Genomic DNA, 18,806 nt, shown 5'->3' with positions numbered 1-18,806 from the left:
GGGGTGGTACGTGGCTGACGATCAACGCCTGCTCGCAGGTCGATACGTCGTCGGCGACCTCATCGGTCGCGGAGGCATGTCCAACGTCTTCCGCGGCGTCGACACCAAGCTCGGGCGCACCGTGGCCATCAAGGTCTTGAAGTCGACGCTCGCCACCGACCCGGCGTTCCGGTCCCGCTTCCGCCAGGAGGCACAAGCCGCGTCGCGCATGGCGCACCCCACGATCGTCCGCGTGTACGACGCCGGCGAGGAGCGCGTGAAGGACGGCTCCGGCCACGATCTCATCGAACCGTTCATCGTCATGGAGTACGTCGAAGGGCGAATGCTCAAAGACCTCATCGCCGAGGGCCCGGTCGCTGCGGACGAAGCGGTGCGGATTGCGCATAGCATCCTCACCGCGCTCGAGTACTCGCACCGTGCAGGCGTCGTCCACCGCGACATCAAGCCGGGCAACGTCATGATCACGACGGCCGGCGACGTCAAGGTCACCGACTTCGGCATCGCCCGCGCCGTCTCCGACTCGTCGACCACCGTCGCTCAGACCACCGCCATCCTCGGTACGGCGGCCTACTTCTCCCCGGAGCAGGCCAAGGGCGAGACGGTCGACGCACGGACCGACCTCTACTCGACCGGTGTCGTCCTCTTCGAGATGCTGACGGGGAAGGCGCCGTTCCGCGGCGACACCGCCGTCGCCGTCGCGTACCAGCACGTCAGCGAGCGTCCGGTGAAGCCGAGCTCGATCAACCCGAAGGTGTCTCCCGCCCTCGACCAGGTGGTGCTGCGCGGCCTCGCCAAGGACCGCTTCGAGCGGTACCAGAGCGCCGTGGAGTTCCGCGAGGACCTCGACGAGGCGGGTGCCGGTCATGTGCCGGTCCGTCGCGACGACCACGACTCCCTGTTCGGGCCGTCTCCCACGGCCGCCTCGAGCACCGAGCAGGCGATCCGCCAGCTCACCTCCGACGACACCGTTACGCGCACTCAGCGCCGGCCACCGGTCGTGTGGATCTGGGCTGCGGTCGCCGGTATCGCGGTCATCCTCTTCTCGCTGGTGTTCTGGGTCGTGCAGCTCCCGCCGGCCACGAGCATCTCCACCGACTCCCGCGAGGTCCCCGATCTCGTCGACGCCACGTGGGAGAGTGCCAACAGCACGATCGAACAGCTCGAGCTCGTGCCCACGAAGTTCGACGAGGCCAGTAGCGACTACGAGGCCGGGCACGTGATCCGCACCGATCCGCCGAGCGGCACGACGGTGACGAAGAACACGCAGATCAAGGTCTACGTGTCGACCGGCCGTGTTCAGGTCGAGATCCCGGACGTCACCAACCAGTCGTCCGAGGCCGCCTGGGCCGCCATCGCCGCCGCAGGACTCACCCAGGGCTCCGTGACGCGCGAGAACTCGCCGACCGTGCCGGCCGGTGTGGTGCTCCGGATGGATCCGGCAGCGGGGACCTCGGTCGATCAGGGTTCAGCGGTGAACCTCGTCGTTTCGAGCGGCAACGTGACGCTGACGGACGTCGTCGGCCAGCCGCTCGTCGATGCGACCAACTACCTGCAGGACTCGACGAGGCAGTTCGTCGTGCAGCCGCAGGCGGACGCGACCTGTAAGGCCGTCGCCGGCGATCCGGTGAAGGCGATGTCACCTGGCCCGGGAGACGTCCCGCAGAAGTCCGTCATCACCCTGACGTACTGCACCGGCCCGTAGGCCACCCCAGCATCTGGGCCGCACCCGGTGGTCAATGTCCCAGAGCCGCAGCTCCGGTCACTGAGCCTGTCGAAGTGCCCTCAGCGAACCCCGGTCCCTGAGCTTGTCGAAGGGTTTCGCTCCATGAGTGGGCTGAGTCCCGCCGCCCGCTGCCGGGCGCCCTGGAGTCCGGCTGTCTCGAGCCAGTTCGCCAGGAGGCGATAGCCTCCCTCGGACAGCACCGACTCCGGGTGGAACTGGACGCCGTGGATGGGCGCCTCGCGGTGGCGCAGGCCCATGATGACGCCGCCGACCGTCCGGCTGGTGACCTCGAGGTCGTTGGGGACGGTGCCGTCGACGACGGCGAGGGAGTGGTAGCGAGTGGCGCTGAAGGGGTGGGGAACGCCGTCGTAGAGCATGCTGCCGTCGTGCTCGATCGACGAGGTCTGGCCGTGCATGAGCTCTTCCGCGGTGCCGACGGTTGCCCCGAACGCTTCGGCGATCGCCTGGTGCCCGAGGCACACGCCCAGGAGCGGTGTGCCGGTGGTGTGCGCGGCCAGTACGGCGGCGATGGAGATGCCGGCGTCCGAGGGGCTTCCTGGTCCGGGTGAGACGAGGACACCGTCCACCTCGCGGATGCGGTCCTCGAGATCGCCGACGTCGATGCCGTCGTTCCGCACCATGGTGGTCTCAGCACCCAGTTGTTCGACGTATCCGATCAGCGTGTAGACGAAGCTGTCGTAGTTGTCGATGACCAGGATGCGGGTCATTCCTCGCCGACGGTCACGTTCTGATCGACGATGAACGAGTCCACGTAGGGGAAGACCCAGGTAAAGAGCGCGGCGACCACGGCCACGAACAGGACGATGAGGATGATGATCCTCAGCCACACGGGTCCGGGCAGGACCCTCCAGAGTGCGCCGTACATCGTCAGCCTCCTGCAGCCGCGACGGACGCGGCGATCTCGGCGGGCGGTCCGGCAGACAGCGGCTGCCAGGACTCGTACACCGCGTAAGCGATACTGCGTTCCGCCGTCGAGTAGAGCGGGTTGCAGGTGGTCAGGGTGAGGATGCGTTGCGTGGGCGCGACGCCGTCCAACTGGGGAACCGGGTTCAACACCTCGACCTGGGTGGGCAGGACGTAGGTGATGTTCCGGAACACGTAGGTGTAGTAACCGTCGGCCGTCTGCACGTAGACCCGGTCGCCGATCTGCAGGTCGCTGATCAGCGTCATCGCGCCACCGTAGGCCTTGCGGTGCCCGGCCACCACGAAGTTGCCGACCTCACCCGGCATCTGCGTGCTGGGGTAGTGGCCGACGCCGAGGTCGAAGCTGTTGAGCACGGTCGCCGTGTCGACGCCTTCGGCGACGACGCGACGGTAGTCCGCTCCGTACCGGGGCACGTAGAGCACGGCGAAGGGATCGCCGGGGGCCGGGCGGGCCGTCACCGGCGGTTCTCCGTAGTCGGGGGTGCCGCTCGCGTCGACGGTGGGCTCCGGAGCGGGTTCCGTCTCGGCGTTCGCGATCCACTGCTGTGACTGGCTGGATGCGGCGTTCGCCTGGCTACCGGCCATGATCATGTCGTTCCACCAGAGCTGCCATGCCAGGAACAGTAGGACGACCATGCCTGCGGTGATGAGGAGCTCTCCCGCGACGCCGAAGACGCTGACGCGGTGCTTCGCCGGGGCGCGGCGCTCGGCGGCGCGTGCGCTCGCTCGCGAGGGAAGGTCGTCTGTCACCCATGGATTCTACCCAGAAGAACCTCCGTTCGGCTGATCCTCAAGGCAGCGATTGAGCTGAACAGGTAGAATGTCGGCATGGCACGCACGAAGGCACGCACCAAACCGTCCCGCGAACCCGAGCAGCGCAGCGGCGAGCCCGCTCCGAACGCCGTCTGGTTCAAGCCGGTCATGTTCGGGTTCATGCTCCTCGGCCTGGCCTGGATCGTCGTCTACTACCTGAGCGGCACGCTGCTGCCGGTGCAGTCCCTCGGGCCGTGGAACATCCTCGTCGGTTTCGGCATCGCCTTCATCGGGTTCCTCATGACCACCAGGTGGCGCTAGCCCCACCCCAATACTTCGTGCACAGCGGGTCGTCCTTCGGACGGCCCGCTGTTTCGTGTGCGGAGGACCCACCGGGCCGAGTTCTCCACAGGAATGTGGAGAACTTCCCGGTTATCCACACCGTGCTGTGGAGAACTCCTGAGGCCCCCGGAAACACGGGGAATGACAACCGTGTAATTATCCCCAATGTTCATAACTCTGTGGATAACTCCCGCAACCTTCAACGTCGGCTGCATGGTTGAGTCTTCACGGGCTTCGCGAACGCGAACGCTACGGCAGCCCGATCGACGGACGCTCAATGGGTGTGGCCCGGGATCGCCGCTGAGCACTGTGACCGAGCCGAACCCGGTCGCCGAGCCTGTCGAGGTGCGTCAGACCAGCGCGGGGACCAGGCTCGCGCCGACCAGCAGGACGCTGACGGCGCCGATGAGGATCACCTGGAGGGGCTGCTGCGTGCGCTTCCGGGTGTTGACGAGGATGAGGCCGATGAGCGCGCCACCGATGAGGCCGCCCAGGTGGGCCTGCCAGGCGATGTTCACGCCAGGAATGAACCCGATCACGAGGTTGATGCCGAGGAGCACCAGGAGACCGCGGGTGTCCGCCCCCATCCGTCGTTGGATGACGAGGAAGGCACCGAGCAGGCCGAAGATCGCTCCGGACGCACCGACGACGGCAGTCTGCGGGGCGGAGAGGAACAGGACGCCGAGCGAGCCGGCGAACCCGGCGACGAGGTACAGCGCCAGGAATCGCCAGTGTCCGAGCATGGTCTCGAGGATCCGGCCGAAGATCCAGAGCGTGTACATGTTCAGCAGGATGTGGAAGATGAACCCCTGCGAGTGCACGAAGACCGCGGTGAGCATCCGCCAGGGCTGGAACGCTCCGTAGGCGGGGTCCGAATACACGCCTGCGTACAGCAGCGCGTTGGTGACGCCGAGCCCAGGAATCCATTGCAGCAGGAACACGAACGCCGTGACGGCGATGATCGCGTAGGTGACGATCGGGGAGGAGTTGCTGATCCTCGCGCCGATCCGGTTGCGCGGAGCGCTCTGGCGTTGCGCCTTCATGTCCTCAGGGCAGATGAAACCGACTGCCCCGGGCGTCTGGCATTCGCCGCAGATCGTCCGACCGCAGCGCTGGCAGAGCACGAAGCTCTGACGGTCTGGGTGGCGATAGCAGACGTTGGCCGACGGATCCCGGGGCAGGGTCACGGTCTGTCCTCCGAGTCGGGTCTACGCCTCGGAAATGGTGACGCTCTGCAGCACGACCGGCTCGATCGGCTTGTCGCCGGCACCGGTCGGGACAGCCTGGATGGCGTCGACCACGGCGCGGGAGTCAGCGTCGGCGACCTCACCGAAGATGGTGTGCTTGCCCTGGAGCCACTGCGTCGGAACGGTGGTGATGAAGAACTGCGAGCCGTTGGTGCCTTCGACGGCACCGGTGATCGCGTTGCGGCGCTTGCCGGCGTTCGCCATGGCGAGGATGTAGGGCTCGTCGAAGGTGAGCTCCGGGTGGATCTCGTCGTCGAAGTTGTAGCCCGGGCCGCCGGTGCCGGTGCCGAGCGGGTCGCCGCCCTGGATCATGAAGGCCGGGATGATGCGGTGGAAGATGAGGTCGCTGTACAGCGCGTCGTTCCGGGTCTGGCCCGTCTTCGAGTCCGTCCACTCGCGCCCGCCGGTCGCCAGGTCGGTGAAGTTCTTGACCGTCTTGGGAGCGTGGTCTCCGAAGAGGTTGACCTTGATCTCACCGTGGTTGGTGTGCAACGTGGCGACTGCGGTGTGCTTTGACATACAGACAATTCTTGCACAAGGGTTCGGGACTCTCGGATGGTATCCAGGGGTCTAAGTGGCAAGATGGAGGTTACGTTGTTGCCGCGATCATTGGAGATGACCACATGAGCCTGTCACGCAAGCGCCGGAAAGAGCTCAAGAAGCTCAAGGGTTCCGCTGCCGACCTCTGGGACTCCCAGCAGGATGTTCTCAACCACGCCAACGAGGTCGCTCGTGAGGTGAGCCGTCAGCTCGGGAACTTCTCGAAGGAGCAGGTGGCGCCTGTCGTCCGCGACACCTACGAGCACCGCGTCGTCCCCACGGTCGACCGCGGCATCAAGTACTCGCGGAACGCCGTCGACGGCGTGAAGCACGGCATCTCGCACGGCGTCGTCCCCGCTGTCGGCGGCGTCGTCGGCACAGTGCTGAGCATCGGCGACATCGCGAAGGACACGCGCGTGCAGTCTGCGCTGCGCCGCCTCCACGTCCCCGAGCAGGTGCTGCCCGCCAAGAAGGGTGCCGGCGCCGGTACCGTCATCGCGATCGGCCTGGGCGTCCTCGCCGCCGCCGGTGTCGCGTACGCCGTCTGGCAGACGTTCCGTGCCGATGACGAGCTCTGGGTCTCCGACGAGGAGCCCGCGGCTTCCTGAGTTCGCTTCGCACGACGCAGCCCCTCACCGGTTCCGACCGGGGAGGGGCTTCGTGTTGGGCGGGCCGCGTGTGGTGAGGCCGGTTCGCTCAGATGAGGCCGGCGAAGCGTCGACCGACGTCGACGAGGCTGACGCGGTCGAGCGAGCCGATCTCGTCGAGCGGGTACCAGGCGGCATAGTCGGTGCTGCCGTCGGCCTCGTAGGTCAGGGTGCCGCCGGTGAGGTGCGCCCGGTAGACGATCCGCAGGGTGTGGAGCGGCCCGGTGGCCGTCGAGCTGAGGCGACGCTCCGCCGGCACGACCTGCGAGTCGACGCCGATCAGCTCGTCGAGCTGCGCGTGGTAGCCGGTCTCCTCGAACACCTCACGCACGGCCGCGTCTGCCGGGTCCTCACCGGGGTCGATCCCGCCGCCTGGGAGGGTCCACCCGCTGTGTCCGCTCTCGTTCCAGTGGGAGAGCAGCATGCCCCGTTCGTCGACGATGACGGCATATGCAGCGACGCGGATGTCCATGCCGCCAGCTTAACCGCCGTCGCTTGGGGCATGGCTATATGCCCGGCGCTTGTCCGGGTCTGGCGGACCGCTCGAGAAGCGGCTGCTCAGGGATACACCATTGGGGAGTCACTCTCAGATGGCACCGTGTTGGTCAAGTCGAGCTCGCGCATCTGAACCTTCGATCAACATCGAGGCGGTTCAAGGTGCCGTAGAGGAGGTGAAGGCGTGTCTCCACGGCTGGCCAACCAGGCATCATCCGCCCGCTGAAAATCCGTGGCTCAACGAATTGCGAGGAATCGAACATCCATTGCGCGTTGAAGGGGAAACGCTAGCCCCTGCAGATCAGGCTTCCCACCAGCCTCGGGGCGCACCGAGGGCGCACGCTGCCCGTTCCTCCATAATTCATGACAGAAACCGACGCATCATCGACGATCAGACGGCGGCCATTGTCGGCGCTGGTGCGAGTAGAACGGCTCGAGCTGACGACGAGGGAGGCCGCCCCCCGCGAACCTGGTCATTCGTCCAGTAGGTCGAATCAAGCAGATTCCATTGCACTTCGGTGAGGCCATCAGTGCCGCTATGCGGGCAGCCGTTCTGCCGGCCGTCATGTAGCTCTCCGACGGCCGTTTGCTTCGACGACAGGTCGAACCCGCTCGGCCACTGATCCTGACTGACGAACCCGAGCGGATCCGAACCGACACGGACGACATACTTCGGTACACCGACACCCAAAGCCCAGTTTCGGCTGGCATGAGGCAGATGCTCTGGAGGTCAGATCTGAACGTGGGGTTGCTGAGAGCCCCGCGCGCGGTACCTGGGTGCTGGTCGTCTGGAAGCGCGGTACTCCCGTCCAATGCGTCGTGGGGTGTGCCTTCCTACGCTCGTGAGTATGCGAAAGGTACTGAAATGATCGTGGCCGAGGCGCTGGTGAAGCGCTACGGCGCCAAGGTCGCCGTCGGTGGGATCGACTTCACGGTGAGGCCCGGCCAGGTGACCGGATTCCTCGGCCCGAACGGTGCGGGCAAGTCCACGACCATGCGGATGGCGGTCGGTCTCGACCGGCCGACCGCAGGCTCTGTCCAGGTGAACGGTCGCGCGTACCACGAGCACAGAGCTCCTCTTCGCGAGGTCGGTGTGCTCCTGGACGCGAAGGCGGCGCATAGCGGCAGAACGGCGTACAAGCACCTGCTCGCGATCGCGGCGACGCACCGGATCGGCGCCGCCCGTGTTCGTGAGGTCCTCGGGCTGACGGGACTGGACTCGGTCGCGGGCAAACGGATCGGTGGCTTCTCGCTTGGAATGGGGCAGCGGCTGGGGATCGCGGCGGCTCTTCTCGGCGATCCCGCGACGATCATCCTCGATGAACCGGTGAACGGCCTCGACCCGGAGGGGGTGCGGTGGGTGCGCACGCTCATGAAGAGCCTGGCCGCCGAGGGACGAACCGTGCTGCTCTCCTCCCACCTGATGAGCGAGATGGCGCAGACAGCCGACCACCTCCTGGTGCTCGGCCGCGGCAAGATCCTTGCTGACGGTCCGATCAGCGACGTCATCTCCCGAGCCGCGCCCTCGGTGGTCCGGGTTCGAACACGAGATAGCGGTCGACTCGTGCCAGCGATCGCCGGACCTGATGTCTCGGTGTCCCTTCTGGCGGATGGAACGCTCCAGGTGACGGGCCTCACGGCCGATGAGGTCGCAACCGCAGCCTCGGCGGCCGAGGTGGTTCTGCAAGAGGCCGTCGCGGTCTCGGGATCGCTCGAGGAAGCGTACATCGCCCTCACAGCCGGCGACGTCGAGTACCGTGCGTCGGCCACACCCCAGACAGGAGTTTCCGCATGACTATGCTCGACAAGAAGCGCGTGACCTTCATTCCCGACCCGCAGGGCGTGTCGTTCTCGGGGACCTTGCGATCGGAGTTCATCAAGATCACCAGCCTCCGGTCGACCGTCGCCCTCCTGCTGGCGATCATCGTGTTCGGCATCGGTGTCAGCGTCGCGCTGGCTTTCACGATGGAAGGCGCCGGAATTCCGGACCAGGCCTCTGCACCCTTCATGCTCGACCAGGTCACCCTGGGCACGGTGCTGTTCGGTCAGCTCATCACCGCCGTGCTCGGGGTGCTCATCATCAGCGGAGAGTACTCCAGCGGGACGATCCAGCCCACCCTGATTGCCGTTCCGACACGGCTCCCCGTGCTCGGGGCGAAGGCCCTGGTGTTGTTCCTGCTGACCACAGCATCGGGGCTGATCGCGACGTTCGGGTCGTGGGCCGCCACGTATCCCCTGTTCGCCGGACTCGATCTCGCGGCAGGGCTGACCACGCCGGGCGTGCTGATGTCGTTCATCGGGGCGTCGGTCTACGTGGGCCTTTCAGCTATCCTCGGATTAGGGGTCGGTGCGCTGCTGCGCAGTGTCGCTGCGAGCGTCGCGACCGCGATGTCCGTGATTCTTCTGCTTCCCATCGTCTTGTCGGTGTTGCCGGCTTCACAGGTGGTGCGCAATCTTCAGCTCCTGTCGATGTCGAAGGCTGGTGATGCCATGAGCAATCCTGTGGACAGTCACGACGGGTTCGTGGATCTCGCGGCCGGGCACGTCAGTACCGGTGCGGGTTGGGCGATCGCTGTCATCTGGGCCATCGGGTTCCTCGTGCTCGGAGCCGTCCGCCTGCGCCGGGGGGACGCCTGAGTATCCGGCTCGGCAGCTCGCGTGGCGCCTCGCCGGGGGTGCCACGCGATCGCCGCACCTTCAGAGGAGAGCGGGAGCCGTTCGGGAAGCTCGCAGACGTCGTGATACTGGCGCTGTACGCCGTGCTCGTCGCCGGGCTCGCGGTTCTCTCGTCAGAACCGCCGTACGTGACGCCACTGTGGGCGATGCTGGTGTTGGCCTTGGGCGGCGTGGGCGCGATCGTCGCCCGTCACCGCTACCCCCGCGCGGCATTCGCCGCGGTGATGGTCCTGTTCATCGCTACCTTCACTGTGGGCTCCGGCGCCGAGTCGGTACTCGTCTTGCTGGCGCTCTATACGGCGGGGGTTCGTCGCCCGGCGTCCGCGGCGTGGCAGTGCTTCGCCATCGCCGTGGCGTGCGGTTCGGTTGCCGCTGTCACTCTCCCTCTGCGCGGACACCTGGGACCGCCGATCCTGGGGGTGCAGCCGTCGATCGCGCCCCGTGACTCGCTGGTGGACTGGGCGAACGCGTTCTCGGTGATCGCAGCGATCCTGCTGATCGTGACTCTGCTGGGCACGAACGTCGGCCATCGGCGGCGATACATCGGTGAGCTGGTGCTCCGCGCAGAGCAGCTGGCGCGAGAGCGGGATCAGCAGACGGAGACGGCACGCGCCCACGAGCGTGAGCGGATCGCTCGGGAGATGCACGACGTCATCGCGCACAGCCTCGCCGTCATGATCGCGATCTCCGACGGCGCACATGAGGCGATCGACGAGCGTCCGAAGGAGGCGAAGGTGGCGATCGGACGCGTCGCGGAGACAGGGCGGAAGACCCTCGGTGAAGTGCGGCGCCTACTGGGAACAGTGTGGGGGGACGGCGAAGCGTCGGCGACCGAGCACGCTCCGCAACCCGACTCCTCCCGACTGGCCGCTCTCGTGCAGGAGTTCACCGCGGCGGGGCTGCCGGTGCGGTTCACGATGACAGGCCGCCCGTCGACGGACCCTGGTCTCGGGCTCACCGTGTACCGCATCGTGCAGGAGTCGCTCACCAACGTCCTCCGCCACGCCAGGGACGTCCGATCGGCGGAAGTGACGGTGGCGTGGCTGGACGGCGAGGTCACCGTAGTCGTGCAGGATGCCTCGACGCGAGCGAGCGCGACGCCATCCGCCGGACGAGGTCTCGTGGGGATGCGGGAGCGCGTGGCGCTGTACGACGGCGAGCTGGAGGCGGGCCCGGAGGAGAATGGATGGCGCGTGTTCGCGCGCCTGCGATGGGAGACTGAAACCAGTGAGTGACGATGTTCGAGTGCTCCTCGTCGACGACCAGGAGCTCGTCCGCTACGGCTTCCGACTGCTGCTCGACGCACGACCCGGCATCGTCGTCGTGGGCGAAGCGGATGACGGAGAGCGCGCGATCGGCGCCACCGCTCGACTGCAACCTGACGTCATCCTGATGGACATCCGCATGCCCGGCGTCGGCGGGATCGAAGCAACACGGCACATCACCCGCGCGTTTCCCACAGCCCGCATCCTCGTGCTCACCACCTACGACCTGGACGAGTATGCCTTCGACGCCCTCAAAGCCGGGGCCGCCGGCTTCCTGCTGAAGAACACCCGGCCGGACGAACTCGTCGCAGCCATCCGCGCGGTGCACGCCGGGGACGCCGTCGTTTCGCCACGCATCACCGCGAAGCTGATTGAAGCCGCCGCTCCCCATCTCGGAGTCCGGCAGAACGCCAGCACGGAGGAGGCGCTGTCCGAGCTCACTGCTCGCGAGCGCGAGGTCCTCATCCTCATCGGGCAGGGAGAGACGAACACCGAGATCGCCGCCCGGCTCTTCCTCAGTGAATCGACCGTCAAGGCCCACGTCGGCCGGGTGCTTGCCAAGCTCGACCTGCGTAACCGCGTCGAAGCGGTCATCCGGGCGTACGAACTCGGCCTCGTCGCTCCCTGATTTGGGTCCAATCGGGACCGGACGGCGGAGAAGGGGCCTGCCCAAAACACTGTCCGCTCAGAGTGCGAGCTCGCGAAGGGCGGCGGCGACTTCCCGCACAGTGTCAGCTGTGTGCCCCGACCACCGCGATGAGTTCGCGGGACTGGGCGATGATGGCGTCCCGCCATGCCTCGAACGTCGGATCCGTCACGGCGAACTCGTGGTCGAAGTGTTGCATGTCGGGGGTATGGATGTGCCCTGCCGGGATGTCGAGCCCTGCTCGATCGCGTAGCAGTGTGTTGCGATAGGCAGACTCATTCGAGAGGTAGGCGCCACCTCCGCCGCCGCGTGCGCAGGAGTCCTGTGGCGGGGGTGTCGGCTGATGGGCGGGCGGGTATGTGTCCTCGCGCTGAGATACGTACGTCTCCTCACCAGCATCGCAATCGGGGAAATACCTGTAGTCCGTGTTCCACAGCACGCCGAACGCAACCGACTCGTCCTCCCAATCGTCACCCGGCGGACGGGGAACGTCGGAACCCGTTCTCGCCACGATCATCTGCTCGATCGGAAGGGTCGACGCGGTCCACTGCGGCGGATCCATCAATGTGTCGCCGCCACCCCAACGCTCCAGCACCTGGGTGCTGCAGCCAAGATTGTCCTTCGCCAGCTGCGGCGCCCCCGTCAGTCCACCAGGCGGGCAGGGCGCGAAGTTGTCGTTGCCGGCGACATCGCCGTGATAGCGGCCGTTCCACTGCTCCAGCGCGAAGCGCGAGCCACCTGCCTGGCTCATGGTGATCGACGCATCCAATCGGTCATCACCGGGCTCCAGCAGCGGCCCCACGGTGTCTTCCAGGTATCCGCGCTCGAACTCCGGGTAGTTCACGGGCAGCGTGTAAGCCTCGTAGTGCACCATGGTGCCGTCGGGAGCCGTCGTCCTCGTTCCGTCGAGCGCCAGGGCGGTCGCGGCCGAAGGGTTGCCGTAGCGAATCTGATTGCCGACGGTTCCCGCGGCGCTGCCCGTAGCGCCACCGTCGAGGCTGAACGGATCGAACCCGCTCACCAGCACCCGCCTCACGTGATCGCCCACCGGCAGATCGATATCGTTCATGCCGCGGGCCGCACGGTCGAAGACATCCACCAATGATGCCCGCGCGGCGGCAGACAGCGCGAAGTCCGGGCTCCACTGATGCAACACCGACACGGCCTCAAGTCGCACCCAGTACAGCGGTCGGTCATCACTTGCCGGCAGGTCCCCGGAGACGCCCTCCGCCGACTGAGCTCGAGCAACAGCGTCCTGCCACAGCTGGGTGCCGAGCCGCTCGGCGACGGCCGTCGCATCCGCAACAGACCCCTGTCGGCACAGCACATCGGTGAAGGCTGCGGTATATCCGGCGAATCCGGCGCCCTCGACCATCGTGCGCGCGAACGTGCGGTCGGCGGGCCGTGACGGGTCGGCCTCGTTCGGCAAGACAGCCGTCAGGCGTTCCTCTTCGACCGTGACGGGCAGCGAGGAATCGGTGCAGCCCTCTCGCGCGAACTCGGCGACGATGGCGCTCAGTTCGTCGGATGCCGGATGGAGGGCGGTCGTCGACCGCTGCTCCGGCGTAGCGGGTGCAGGCGAGCATCCGGCCAGCGGTGCGCAGCCAAGCATCAGTACCAGACCGACAGCGACAGGCGCCGTCCGGCGCGACTGAGCACGCGGCCGAGCGTGCCGAGAGCGGCGAGACAGGGGACGCATGCAGGATCTCCTTCCGCGGCCGCGAGGCGGCAGAGGACTTGGTTCGAGTGAACTCGACTCATCACAAGTCCCGTTCACCCACAACCCTACGAACCAAGCCGCAGGTGCACATCGGACCCCGGTCTCGAAGAGAGGACAAGGCAGTACCAGAGTCCATACCGCTGCAGCGGGTCCACTCGCGCCCCTGAGCCTCAGACGGCGAGTCCCGCCGCACCTTACTATCGACGTCCTCCCGCAGGTCCAGGGAATGCCTGTAGGCACGAGGGCGACGGAAGTACGGGAAACCGCGATTTTCCGGCCTTCTCGGGAACGTCGCTCACAGCAAAACAGCCCCCGTCGAGTGACGGAGGCTGCTTCTCGATTGTGGAGCCTGGGAGAATCGAACTCCCGACATCCTGCTTGCAAAGCAGGCGCTCTACCAACTGAGCTAAGGCCCCGAACAGATCCGGATGCGAGATCCTGATCCATCGAGTGTGTTGCGTGTCGTGCAGGGTGGGGCTACCAGGACTTGAACCTGGGACCTCTTCGTTATCAGCGAAGCGCTCTAACCGCCTGAGCTATAGCCCCGTTTTGAACCTTGATGAGACTACCCGATTCCCAGCGCAACGCATAATCGAGCTGCGCTGGGACCGGAGGAAGGTCAGTTGTTGGTGAACCCGACGAGGAGACCACCCGTGATCTTCACGCTGAGGTTGTAGAGCCCGGCGAGCAGAGCACCCATCAGCGTGATGACGATCAGGTTGAGCAGCGCCACGATGCCGGCGAAGGCCATGACCTGCGGCAGGTTGACGTACTGGAGGATGTTGTTCCCGGGGCCGGCGATGTCGGTGAAGAGCCCGCCCACCTTCGTGAAGACACCCGTGGTGTTCAGCACGGTGTACACCAGGAAGAAGAACACCACGATGACCACGGCGACCGCGATCGCCGCCAGGAACGACAGCTTCACCGCCGACCAGAAGTCGATGTACACCAGCTTGAGGCGCACCTGCTTGGTGCTGGTGCGTTTGGTCGACTTCTTGGCCAACTTCTCTGCGACGCTACTGCTCATCTACTTCTTCCTTCATCGCCGGAGTCTCGTCCGGCACGGATGCTTCGGGTTCTGCACCCTCCAGAGCCGCTGCGTCTGCAACCGTCTCCGGAACATCCTGGGTCTCAAGGTTTCGGTCACTGTTCTTGGCCAGCGCGATGATTCGGTCGCTCTCCGCGAAACGTGCGAAGACGACGCCCATCGTGTCGCGCCCCTTCGCTGGAACTTCGGCCACGGCAGACCTTACCACCTTGCCACTGGCAAGAACCACAAGGACCTCGTCGCCCTCATCGACGATCAGGGCGCCGGCGAGCGTGCCTCGATCGTCGTTCAGCTTGGCCACCTTGATGCCCAGACCGCCGCGGTTCTGGCCGCGGTACTGGTCGATGTTGGTGCGCTTGGCGAACCCGCCTTCGGTGACGACGAAGACGAACGCCTCCCGTTCCTCGCCCTCGAGGGAGGGCAGGACTGAGGCGGACAACAGCTTGTCCTCGTCGCGGAAGTGCATCCCGATGACGCCGCTGGTGGCGCGTCCCATCGGCCGCAGCGTCTCGTCGCTCGCCGTGAAGCGGATCGACATGCCCTTGCGGGAGACCAGCAGGATGTCGCTGTCGTTCTCCACGAGGAGAGCGGACGTGAGCTCGTCGCCCTCGCGCAGGTTGATCGCGATGATGCCGCCCGAGCGGTTCGTGTCGTACTCCGACAGGGCCGTCTTCTTGACGAGACCGTCGTGCGTCGCGAGGACGAGGTAGGTGGCCGCCTCGTAGTCGCGGATGTCGAGGATCTCAGCGATCTCCTCGTCCGGCTGCATGGCGAGCAGGTTCGCGACGTGCTGGCCCTTCGCGTCGCGGCCGGCCTCCTGCAGCTCGTACGCCTTCGCGCGGTACACACGACCCTTGGTGGTGAAGAAGAGGAGCCAGTGGTGCGTCGTCGTGACGAAGAAGTGGTCGACCACGTCGTCCGCGCGCAGCTGGGCACCCTTCACGCCCTTGCCGCCGCGGTGCTGCTGACGGTAGTTGTCGCTCCGCGTCCGCTTGATGTATCCGCCGCGGGTGACGGTGATGACCATCTCCTCCTCGGGGATGAGGTCTTCCATGTTCATGTCGCCGTCGAAGCCGAACATGATCTCGGTGCGGCGGTCATCGCCGTACCGGTCGACGATCGCCGTGAGCTCCTCGCTGACGATCTGACGCTGGCGCTCCGGCTTCGCGAGGATGTCCTTGAGGTCGGCGATCTGCGCCTCGATCTCCGCAGCCTCGTCGATGATCTTCTGACGTTCCAGCGCGGCGAGACGACGCAGCTGCATGTCGAGGATGGCGCTGGCCTGGAGCTCGTCGATCTCGAGGAGGTCCATCAGGCCGGTCCGCGCCTCGTCGGCGGAGGGCGAGCGACGGATGAGGGCGATGACCTCGTCCAAGGCGTCGAGCGCCTTGAGATAGCCGCGCAGGATGTGCGCGCGCTCCTCCTTTTTCCGAAGGCGGAACACGGTACGGCGGACGATGACCTCGACCTGGTGGGTGACCCAGTTGGTGATGAAGCCGTCCAGCGGCAGGGTGCGCGGGATGCCGTCGACGATCGCGAGCATGTTCGCACCGAAGTTGTCCTGCAGCTGCGTGTGCTTGTAGAGGTTGTTGAGGACGACCTTGGCGACCGCGTCGCGCTTGAGCACGATCACGAGCCGCTGGCCGGTGCGGCCGGAGGTCTCGTCGCGGATGTCGGCGACACCGCCGAGACGACCCTCCTTGACGAGGTCGGCGATTTTCAGCGCCAGGTTGTCGGGGTTCACCTGATACGGCAGCTCGGTGACGACCAGGCAGGTCCGGCCCTGGATCTCCTCGACGTTCACGACGGCGCGCATCGTGATGGAGCCGCGGCCCGTCCGATACGCGTCCTGGATGCCCTTGATGCCGAGGATCTGGGCGCCGGTCGGGAAGTCCGGTCCCTTGATGCGCTGCATGAGCGCCTCGAGGAGCTCCTCACGGGTGGCCTCGGGGTTCGACAGGTGCCACAAGGCTCCGTCGGCGACCTCGCGCAGGTTGTGCGGCGGGATGTTGGTGGCCATGCCGACCGCGATGCCGACGGAACCGTTGACGAGCAGGTTCGGGAACCGCGCCGGCAGGACGACCGGCTCCTGCGATTCGCCGTCGTAGTTCGGCTGGAAGTCGACGGTCTCCTCGTCGATGTCGCGCACCATCTCCATCGCGAGCGGCGCCATCTTCGTCTCGGTGTACCGAGGAGCCGCAGCGCCGTCGTTCCCGGGCGAACCGAAGTTGCCCTGGCCGAGCGCGAGCGGGTAGCGGAGGCTCCACGGCTGGACGAGACGCACCAGGGCGTCGTAGATCGCGGTGTCGCCGTGGGGGTGGAACTGGCCCATGACGTCGCCGACCACACGCGCGCACTTGGAGAAGGAACGGTCGGGACGGTATCCGCCGTCGTACATCGCGTAGATGACCCGGCGGTGGACGGGCTTCAGGCCGTCGCGGACGTCCGGGAGCGCGCGGCCGACGATGACACTCATCGCGTAGTCGAGGTAGCTGCGCTGCATCTCGAGCTGGAGGTCGACCTGGTCGATGCGGCCGTGTACGCCGTGGTCCTCGTCGGGGACCACTACCTCGTCGTTGGTTTCGTCTGCCATGTTCTCTACGTTCTCTCGATCCTGAAGCGGTTCGAGTGTTGATCAGTGTCGTTGCGCGGTGACAGGGCTCTGGCCCCGGTCCCTGAGCCTGCCGAAGGGCGGTCCCTGAGCCTGCCGAAGGGGCTAGATGTCGAGGAAGCGGACGTCTTTCGCGTTCTTCTGGATGAAGGTGCGGCGGGACTCGACGTCTTCACCCATGAGGGTGGAGAAGATCTCGTCGGCAGCCGCGGCGTCGTCGAGCGTGACCTGGAGGAGCGTCCGCGTCTGCGGGTCCATCGTGGTCTCCCACAGCTCCTTGTAGTTCATCTCGCCGAGACCCTTGTAGCGCTGGATCCCGTTCTCCTTCGGGATGCGCTTGCCGGAGGCGACACCGTCGGTGAGGAGGGCGTCGCGTTCGCGGTCGCTGTACACGTACTGGTGATCGGCGTTCGACCACTTCAGGCGGTAGAGCGGCGGCTGTGCGAGGTACACGTACCCGAGGTCGACCAGGGGCCGCATGTACCGGAACAGCAGGGTCAGCAGCAGGGTGGTGATGTGCTGGCCGTCGACGTCGGCATCGGCCATGAGCACGATCTTGTGGTACCGCACCTTGTCGGGGTTGAAGTCCTCGCCGATGCCGGCACCGAACGCCGTGATCATCGCCTGGACCTCGTTGTTCGCGAGTGCGCGGTCGAGGCGCGCCTTCTCGACGTTCAGGATCTTGCCTCGGAGCGGGAGGATCGCCTGCGTCTCGGGGTTGCGACCCTGGACAGCGGATCCGCCAGCGGAGTCACCCTCGACGATGAAGATCTCGGAGAGCGAGGGGTCCTTCGACTGGCAGTCCTTGAGCTTGCCGGGCATGCCGCCGCCCTCGAGGAGTCCCTTGCGTCGGGCCGTCTCCCGGGCCTTGCGAGCCGCGAGCCGGGCGGTCGCCGCCTGGAGCGCCTTCCGGATGATCTCCTTGGCCTGGTTCGGGTTGCGGTCGAACCAGTCGTTGAGCTGCTCACTCACGACCTTCTGCACGAAGGCCTTCGCCTCGGTGTTACCGAGCTTCGTCTTCGTCTGGCCCTCGAACTGCGGCTCGGACAGCTTGACGGAGATGACCGCGGTGAGACCCTCGCGGACGTCGTCACCGGAGAGGTTGTCGTCCTTCTCCTTGAGGATGCCCTTCTCGCGGGCGTAGCGGTTCACGAGCGTGGTGAGCGCTGCGCGGAACCCCTCCTCATGCGTCCCGCCCTCGTGCGTGTTGATCGTGTTCGCGTAGGTGTGGACGCTCTCGTTGTACGCCGTGGTCCACTGCATCGCGACCTCGAGCGCGATCTTGCGCTCGGTGTTCTCCGACTCGAAGGAGATGATCTCGTCGTGGACGAGCTCGGCACGCTTCGCCTTGTTCAGGTACTCGACGTAGTCCTCGAGACCGCGCTCGTACAAGAACACGTCCTTCCGCTGCGAGTGCGCAGCCGAGTTGTCGTCGACGTCCTCGGCCTCGATCGCGTCGCGCAACGGTCGCTCATCGGCGAGTTCGATGCGGAGACCCTTGTTGAGGAAGGCCATCTGCTGGAAGCGCGTGCGGAGCGTCTCGTAGTCGAACTCGGTGGTCTCGAACGTGTCGGGACTCGGCCAGAAGGTGATCGTGGTGCCGGTCTCCGAGGAGGGCTCGCCCTGCTCGAGCGGCGCATCCGGCACACCGTGCTGGAAGCTCTGGCGCCAGACCGACCCCTGTCGGCGGACCTCGACCGACAGGCGGGTGGACAGCGCGTTCACGACGGACGACCCGACACCGTGCAGACCACCGGAGACCGCGTAGCCGCTGCCGCCGAACTTGCCGCCGGCGTGGAGGATCGTGAGGACGACCTCGACCGTGGACTTCTTCTCGACCGGGTGGATGTCCACCGGGATGCCTCGACCGTTGTCGACGACGCGGACGCCACCGTCTTCGAGGATGGTCACGAGGATCGTGTCGCAGTAGCCGGCGAGGGCTTCGTCCACGGAGTTGTCGACGATCTCGTAGACCAGGTGGTGCAGACCACGTGGACCGGTGGACCCGATGTACATACCGGGCCGCTTCCGGACGGCTTCGAGACCTTCGAGAACCTGGATGGCACTTGCGCCGTAGTCAGACTCGTCGGCGTGCGTATTCGGTTCTGATGTCATTGAAAAGAGAGCTCCAAACCGTCGAGATTCGAC

Annotated in this window: 17 protein-coding genes and 2 tRNA genes; 7 read left to right on the top strand and 12 right to left on the bottom strand. The window is 66.2% G+C overall.

The window, feature by feature from the left end; genetic code table 11:
• The first annotated feature begins 10 nt into the window (after positions 1-10).
• Positions 11-1,702, top strand: coding sequence for a Stk1 family PASTA domain-containing Ser/Thr kinase (pknB, locus tag ITJ57_RS00875; RefSeq protein ID WP_056010187.1), 1,692 nt, complete (start codon positions 11-13; stop codon positions 1,700-1,702).
• An 80-nt stretch (positions 1,703-1,782) separates the two neighbouring features.
• Here pknB and ITJ57_RS00870 read toward each other — a convergent pair whose 3' ends face one another.
• From ITJ57_RS00870 to ITJ57_RS00860, 3 genes are read right to left on the bottom strand one after another with little or no spacing between them, the layout of a single operon-like run.
• A complete protein-coding gene (locus ITJ57_RS00870) occupies positions 1,783-2,451 on the bottom strand; it encodes an aminodeoxychorismate/anthranilate synthase component II (RefSeq protein WP_194668429.1) in 669 nt (222 codons plus the stop codon).
• Entirely contained in the window at positions 2,448-2,609 is a 162-nt protein-coding gene (locus ITJ57_RS00865; protein ID WP_164488336.1) for a hypothetical protein, read from the bottom strand. Before ITJ57_RS00865 ends, ITJ57_RS00870 begins: the two co-directional genes overlap by 4 nt.
• A 2-nt stretch (positions 2,610-2,611) precedes the next feature.
• Positions 2,612-3,418: a class E sortase gene (locus ITJ57_RS00860; RefSeq protein ID WP_370582112.1), complete on the bottom strand. Its 807-nt coding sequence runs from the start codon at positions 3,416-3,418 to the stop codon at positions 2,612-2,614.
• A gap of 78 nt (positions 3,419-3,496) precedes the next feature.
• Here ITJ57_RS00860 and ITJ57_RS00855 point away from each other — a divergent pair, with 78 nt between their 5' ends.
• Positions 3,497-3,742: a cell division protein CrgA gene (locus ITJ57_RS00855; protein WP_056010191.1), complete on the top strand. Its 246-nt coding sequence runs from the start codon at positions 3,497-3,499 to the stop codon at positions 3,740-3,742.
• Positions 3,743-4,113: 371 nt separating this feature from the next.
• Here ITJ57_RS00855 and ITJ57_RS00850 read toward each other — a convergent pair whose 3' ends face one another.
• Positions 4,114-4,806 carry a rhomboid family intramembrane serine protease gene (locus tag ITJ57_RS00850; RefSeq protein WP_228506411.1) on the bottom strand — a complete coding sequence of 231 codons (693 nt, stop codon included), beginning with the start codon at positions 4,804-4,806 and terminating at the stop codon, positions 4,114-4,116.
• A 165-nt stretch (positions 4,807-4,971) separates the two neighbouring features.
• Complete coding sequence (locus tag ITJ57_RS00845) at positions 4,972-5,529, bottom strand: peptidylprolyl isomerase (RefSeq protein WP_056010195.1); 558 nt, start codon at positions 5,527-5,529, stop codon at positions 4,972-4,974.
• Between the two features lie 104 nt (positions 5,530-5,633).
• On the opposite strand from ITJ57_RS00845, the gene ITJ57_RS00840 reads away from it, so the two are divergent.
• A complete protein-coding gene (locus tag ITJ57_RS00840) occupies positions 5,634-6,158 on the top strand; it encodes a hypothetical protein (protein ID WP_056010197.1) in 525 nt (174 codons plus the stop codon).
• An 88-nt stretch (positions 6,159-6,246) separates the two neighbouring features.
• On the opposite strand, the gene ITJ57_RS00835 is transcribed toward ITJ57_RS00840, so the two are convergent.
• Complete coding sequence (locus tag ITJ57_RS00835; RefSeq protein WP_194668427.1) at positions 6,247-6,669, bottom strand: NUDIX hydrolase; 423 nt, start codon at positions 6,667-6,669, stop codon at positions 6,247-6,249.
• Positions 6,670-7,557: 888 nt separating this feature from the next.
• Here ITJ57_RS00835 and ITJ57_RS00830 point away from each other — a divergent pair.
• Genes ITJ57_RS00830 through ITJ57_RS00815 form a run of 4 tightly spaced genes read left to right on the top strand, consistent with a single transcriptional unit; the run spans position 7,558 to position 11,261 of the window.
• A complete protein-coding gene (locus ITJ57_RS00830) occupies positions 7,558-8,487 on the top strand; it encodes an ABC transporter ATP-binding protein (protein WP_194670233.1) in 930 nt (309 codons plus the stop codon).
• The gene (locus ITJ57_RS00825) at positions 8,484-9,329 is read left to right on the top strand and encodes an ABC transporter permease (RefSeq protein WP_194668426.1); all 846 of its coding nucleotides are present in this window, start codon (positions 8,484-8,486) and stop codon (positions 9,327-9,329) included. Before ITJ57_RS00830 ends, ITJ57_RS00825 begins: the two co-directional genes overlap by 4 nt.
• Before the next feature lie 38 nt (positions 9,330-9,367).
• Positions 9,368-10,603, top strand: a complete 1,236-nt coding sequence (locus ITJ57_RS00820; RefSeq protein WP_370582110.1) for a sensor histidine kinase — start codon at positions 9,368-9,370, stop codon at positions 10,601-10,603.
• Complete coding sequence (locus ITJ57_RS00815) at positions 10,596-11,261, top strand: response regulator (RefSeq protein WP_370582109.1); 666 nt, start codon at positions 10,596-10,598, stop codon at positions 11,259-11,261. Before ITJ57_RS00820 ends, ITJ57_RS00815 begins: the two co-directional genes overlap by 8 nt.
• Before the next feature lie 103 nt (positions 11,262-11,364).
• Here ITJ57_RS00815 and ITJ57_RS00810 read toward each other — a convergent pair whose 3' ends face one another.
• The 6 genes from ITJ57_RS00810 to gyrB all read right to left on the bottom strand — a co-directional run bounded on the left by ITJ57_RS00810 (position 11,365) and on the right by gyrB (position 18,773).
• The gene (locus ITJ57_RS00810) at positions 11,365-12,978 is read right to left on the bottom strand and encodes a hypothetical protein (RefSeq protein WP_194668424.1); all 1,614 of its coding nucleotides are present in this window, start codon (positions 12,976-12,978) and stop codon (positions 11,365-11,367) included.
• Positions 12,979-13,342: 364 nt separating this feature from the next.
• Positions 13,343-13,415 (bottom strand) — tRNA-Ala (locus ITJ57_RS00805).
• Between the two features lie 56 nt (positions 13,416-13,471).
• A tRNA-Ile gene (locus ITJ57_RS00800) sits at positions 13,472-13,545 on the bottom strand.
• A gap of 73 nt (positions 13,546-13,618) precedes the next feature.
• Complete coding sequence (locus tag ITJ57_RS00795) at positions 13,619-14,026, bottom strand: DUF3566 domain-containing protein (RefSeq protein WP_056010202.1); 408 nt, start codon at positions 14,024-14,026, stop codon at positions 13,619-13,621.
• Complete coding sequence (gyrA, locus tag ITJ57_RS00790; RefSeq protein WP_194668423.1) at positions 14,016-16,640, bottom strand: DNA gyrase subunit A; 2,625 nt, start codon at positions 16,638-16,640, stop codon at positions 14,016-14,018. Before gyrA ends, ITJ57_RS00795 begins: the two co-directional genes overlap by 11 nt.
• A gap of 123 nt (positions 16,641-16,763) precedes the next feature.
• Positions 16,764-18,773, bottom strand: a complete 2,010-nt coding sequence (gyrB, locus tag ITJ57_RS00785) for a DNA topoisomerase (ATP-hydrolyzing) subunit B (protein WP_194668422.1) — start codon at positions 18,771-18,773, stop codon at positions 16,764-16,766.
• Positions 18,774-18,806: the final 33 nt, after the last annotated feature.

Origin of the sequence: Plantibacter sp. VKM Ac-2880 (genome assembly GCF_015351235.1) — a bacterium.
GTDB lineage: Bacteria > Actinomycetota > Actinomycetes > Actinomycetales > Microbacteriaceae > Plantibacter.
This window is presented reverse-complemented; position numbering and strand designations above follow the sequence as displayed.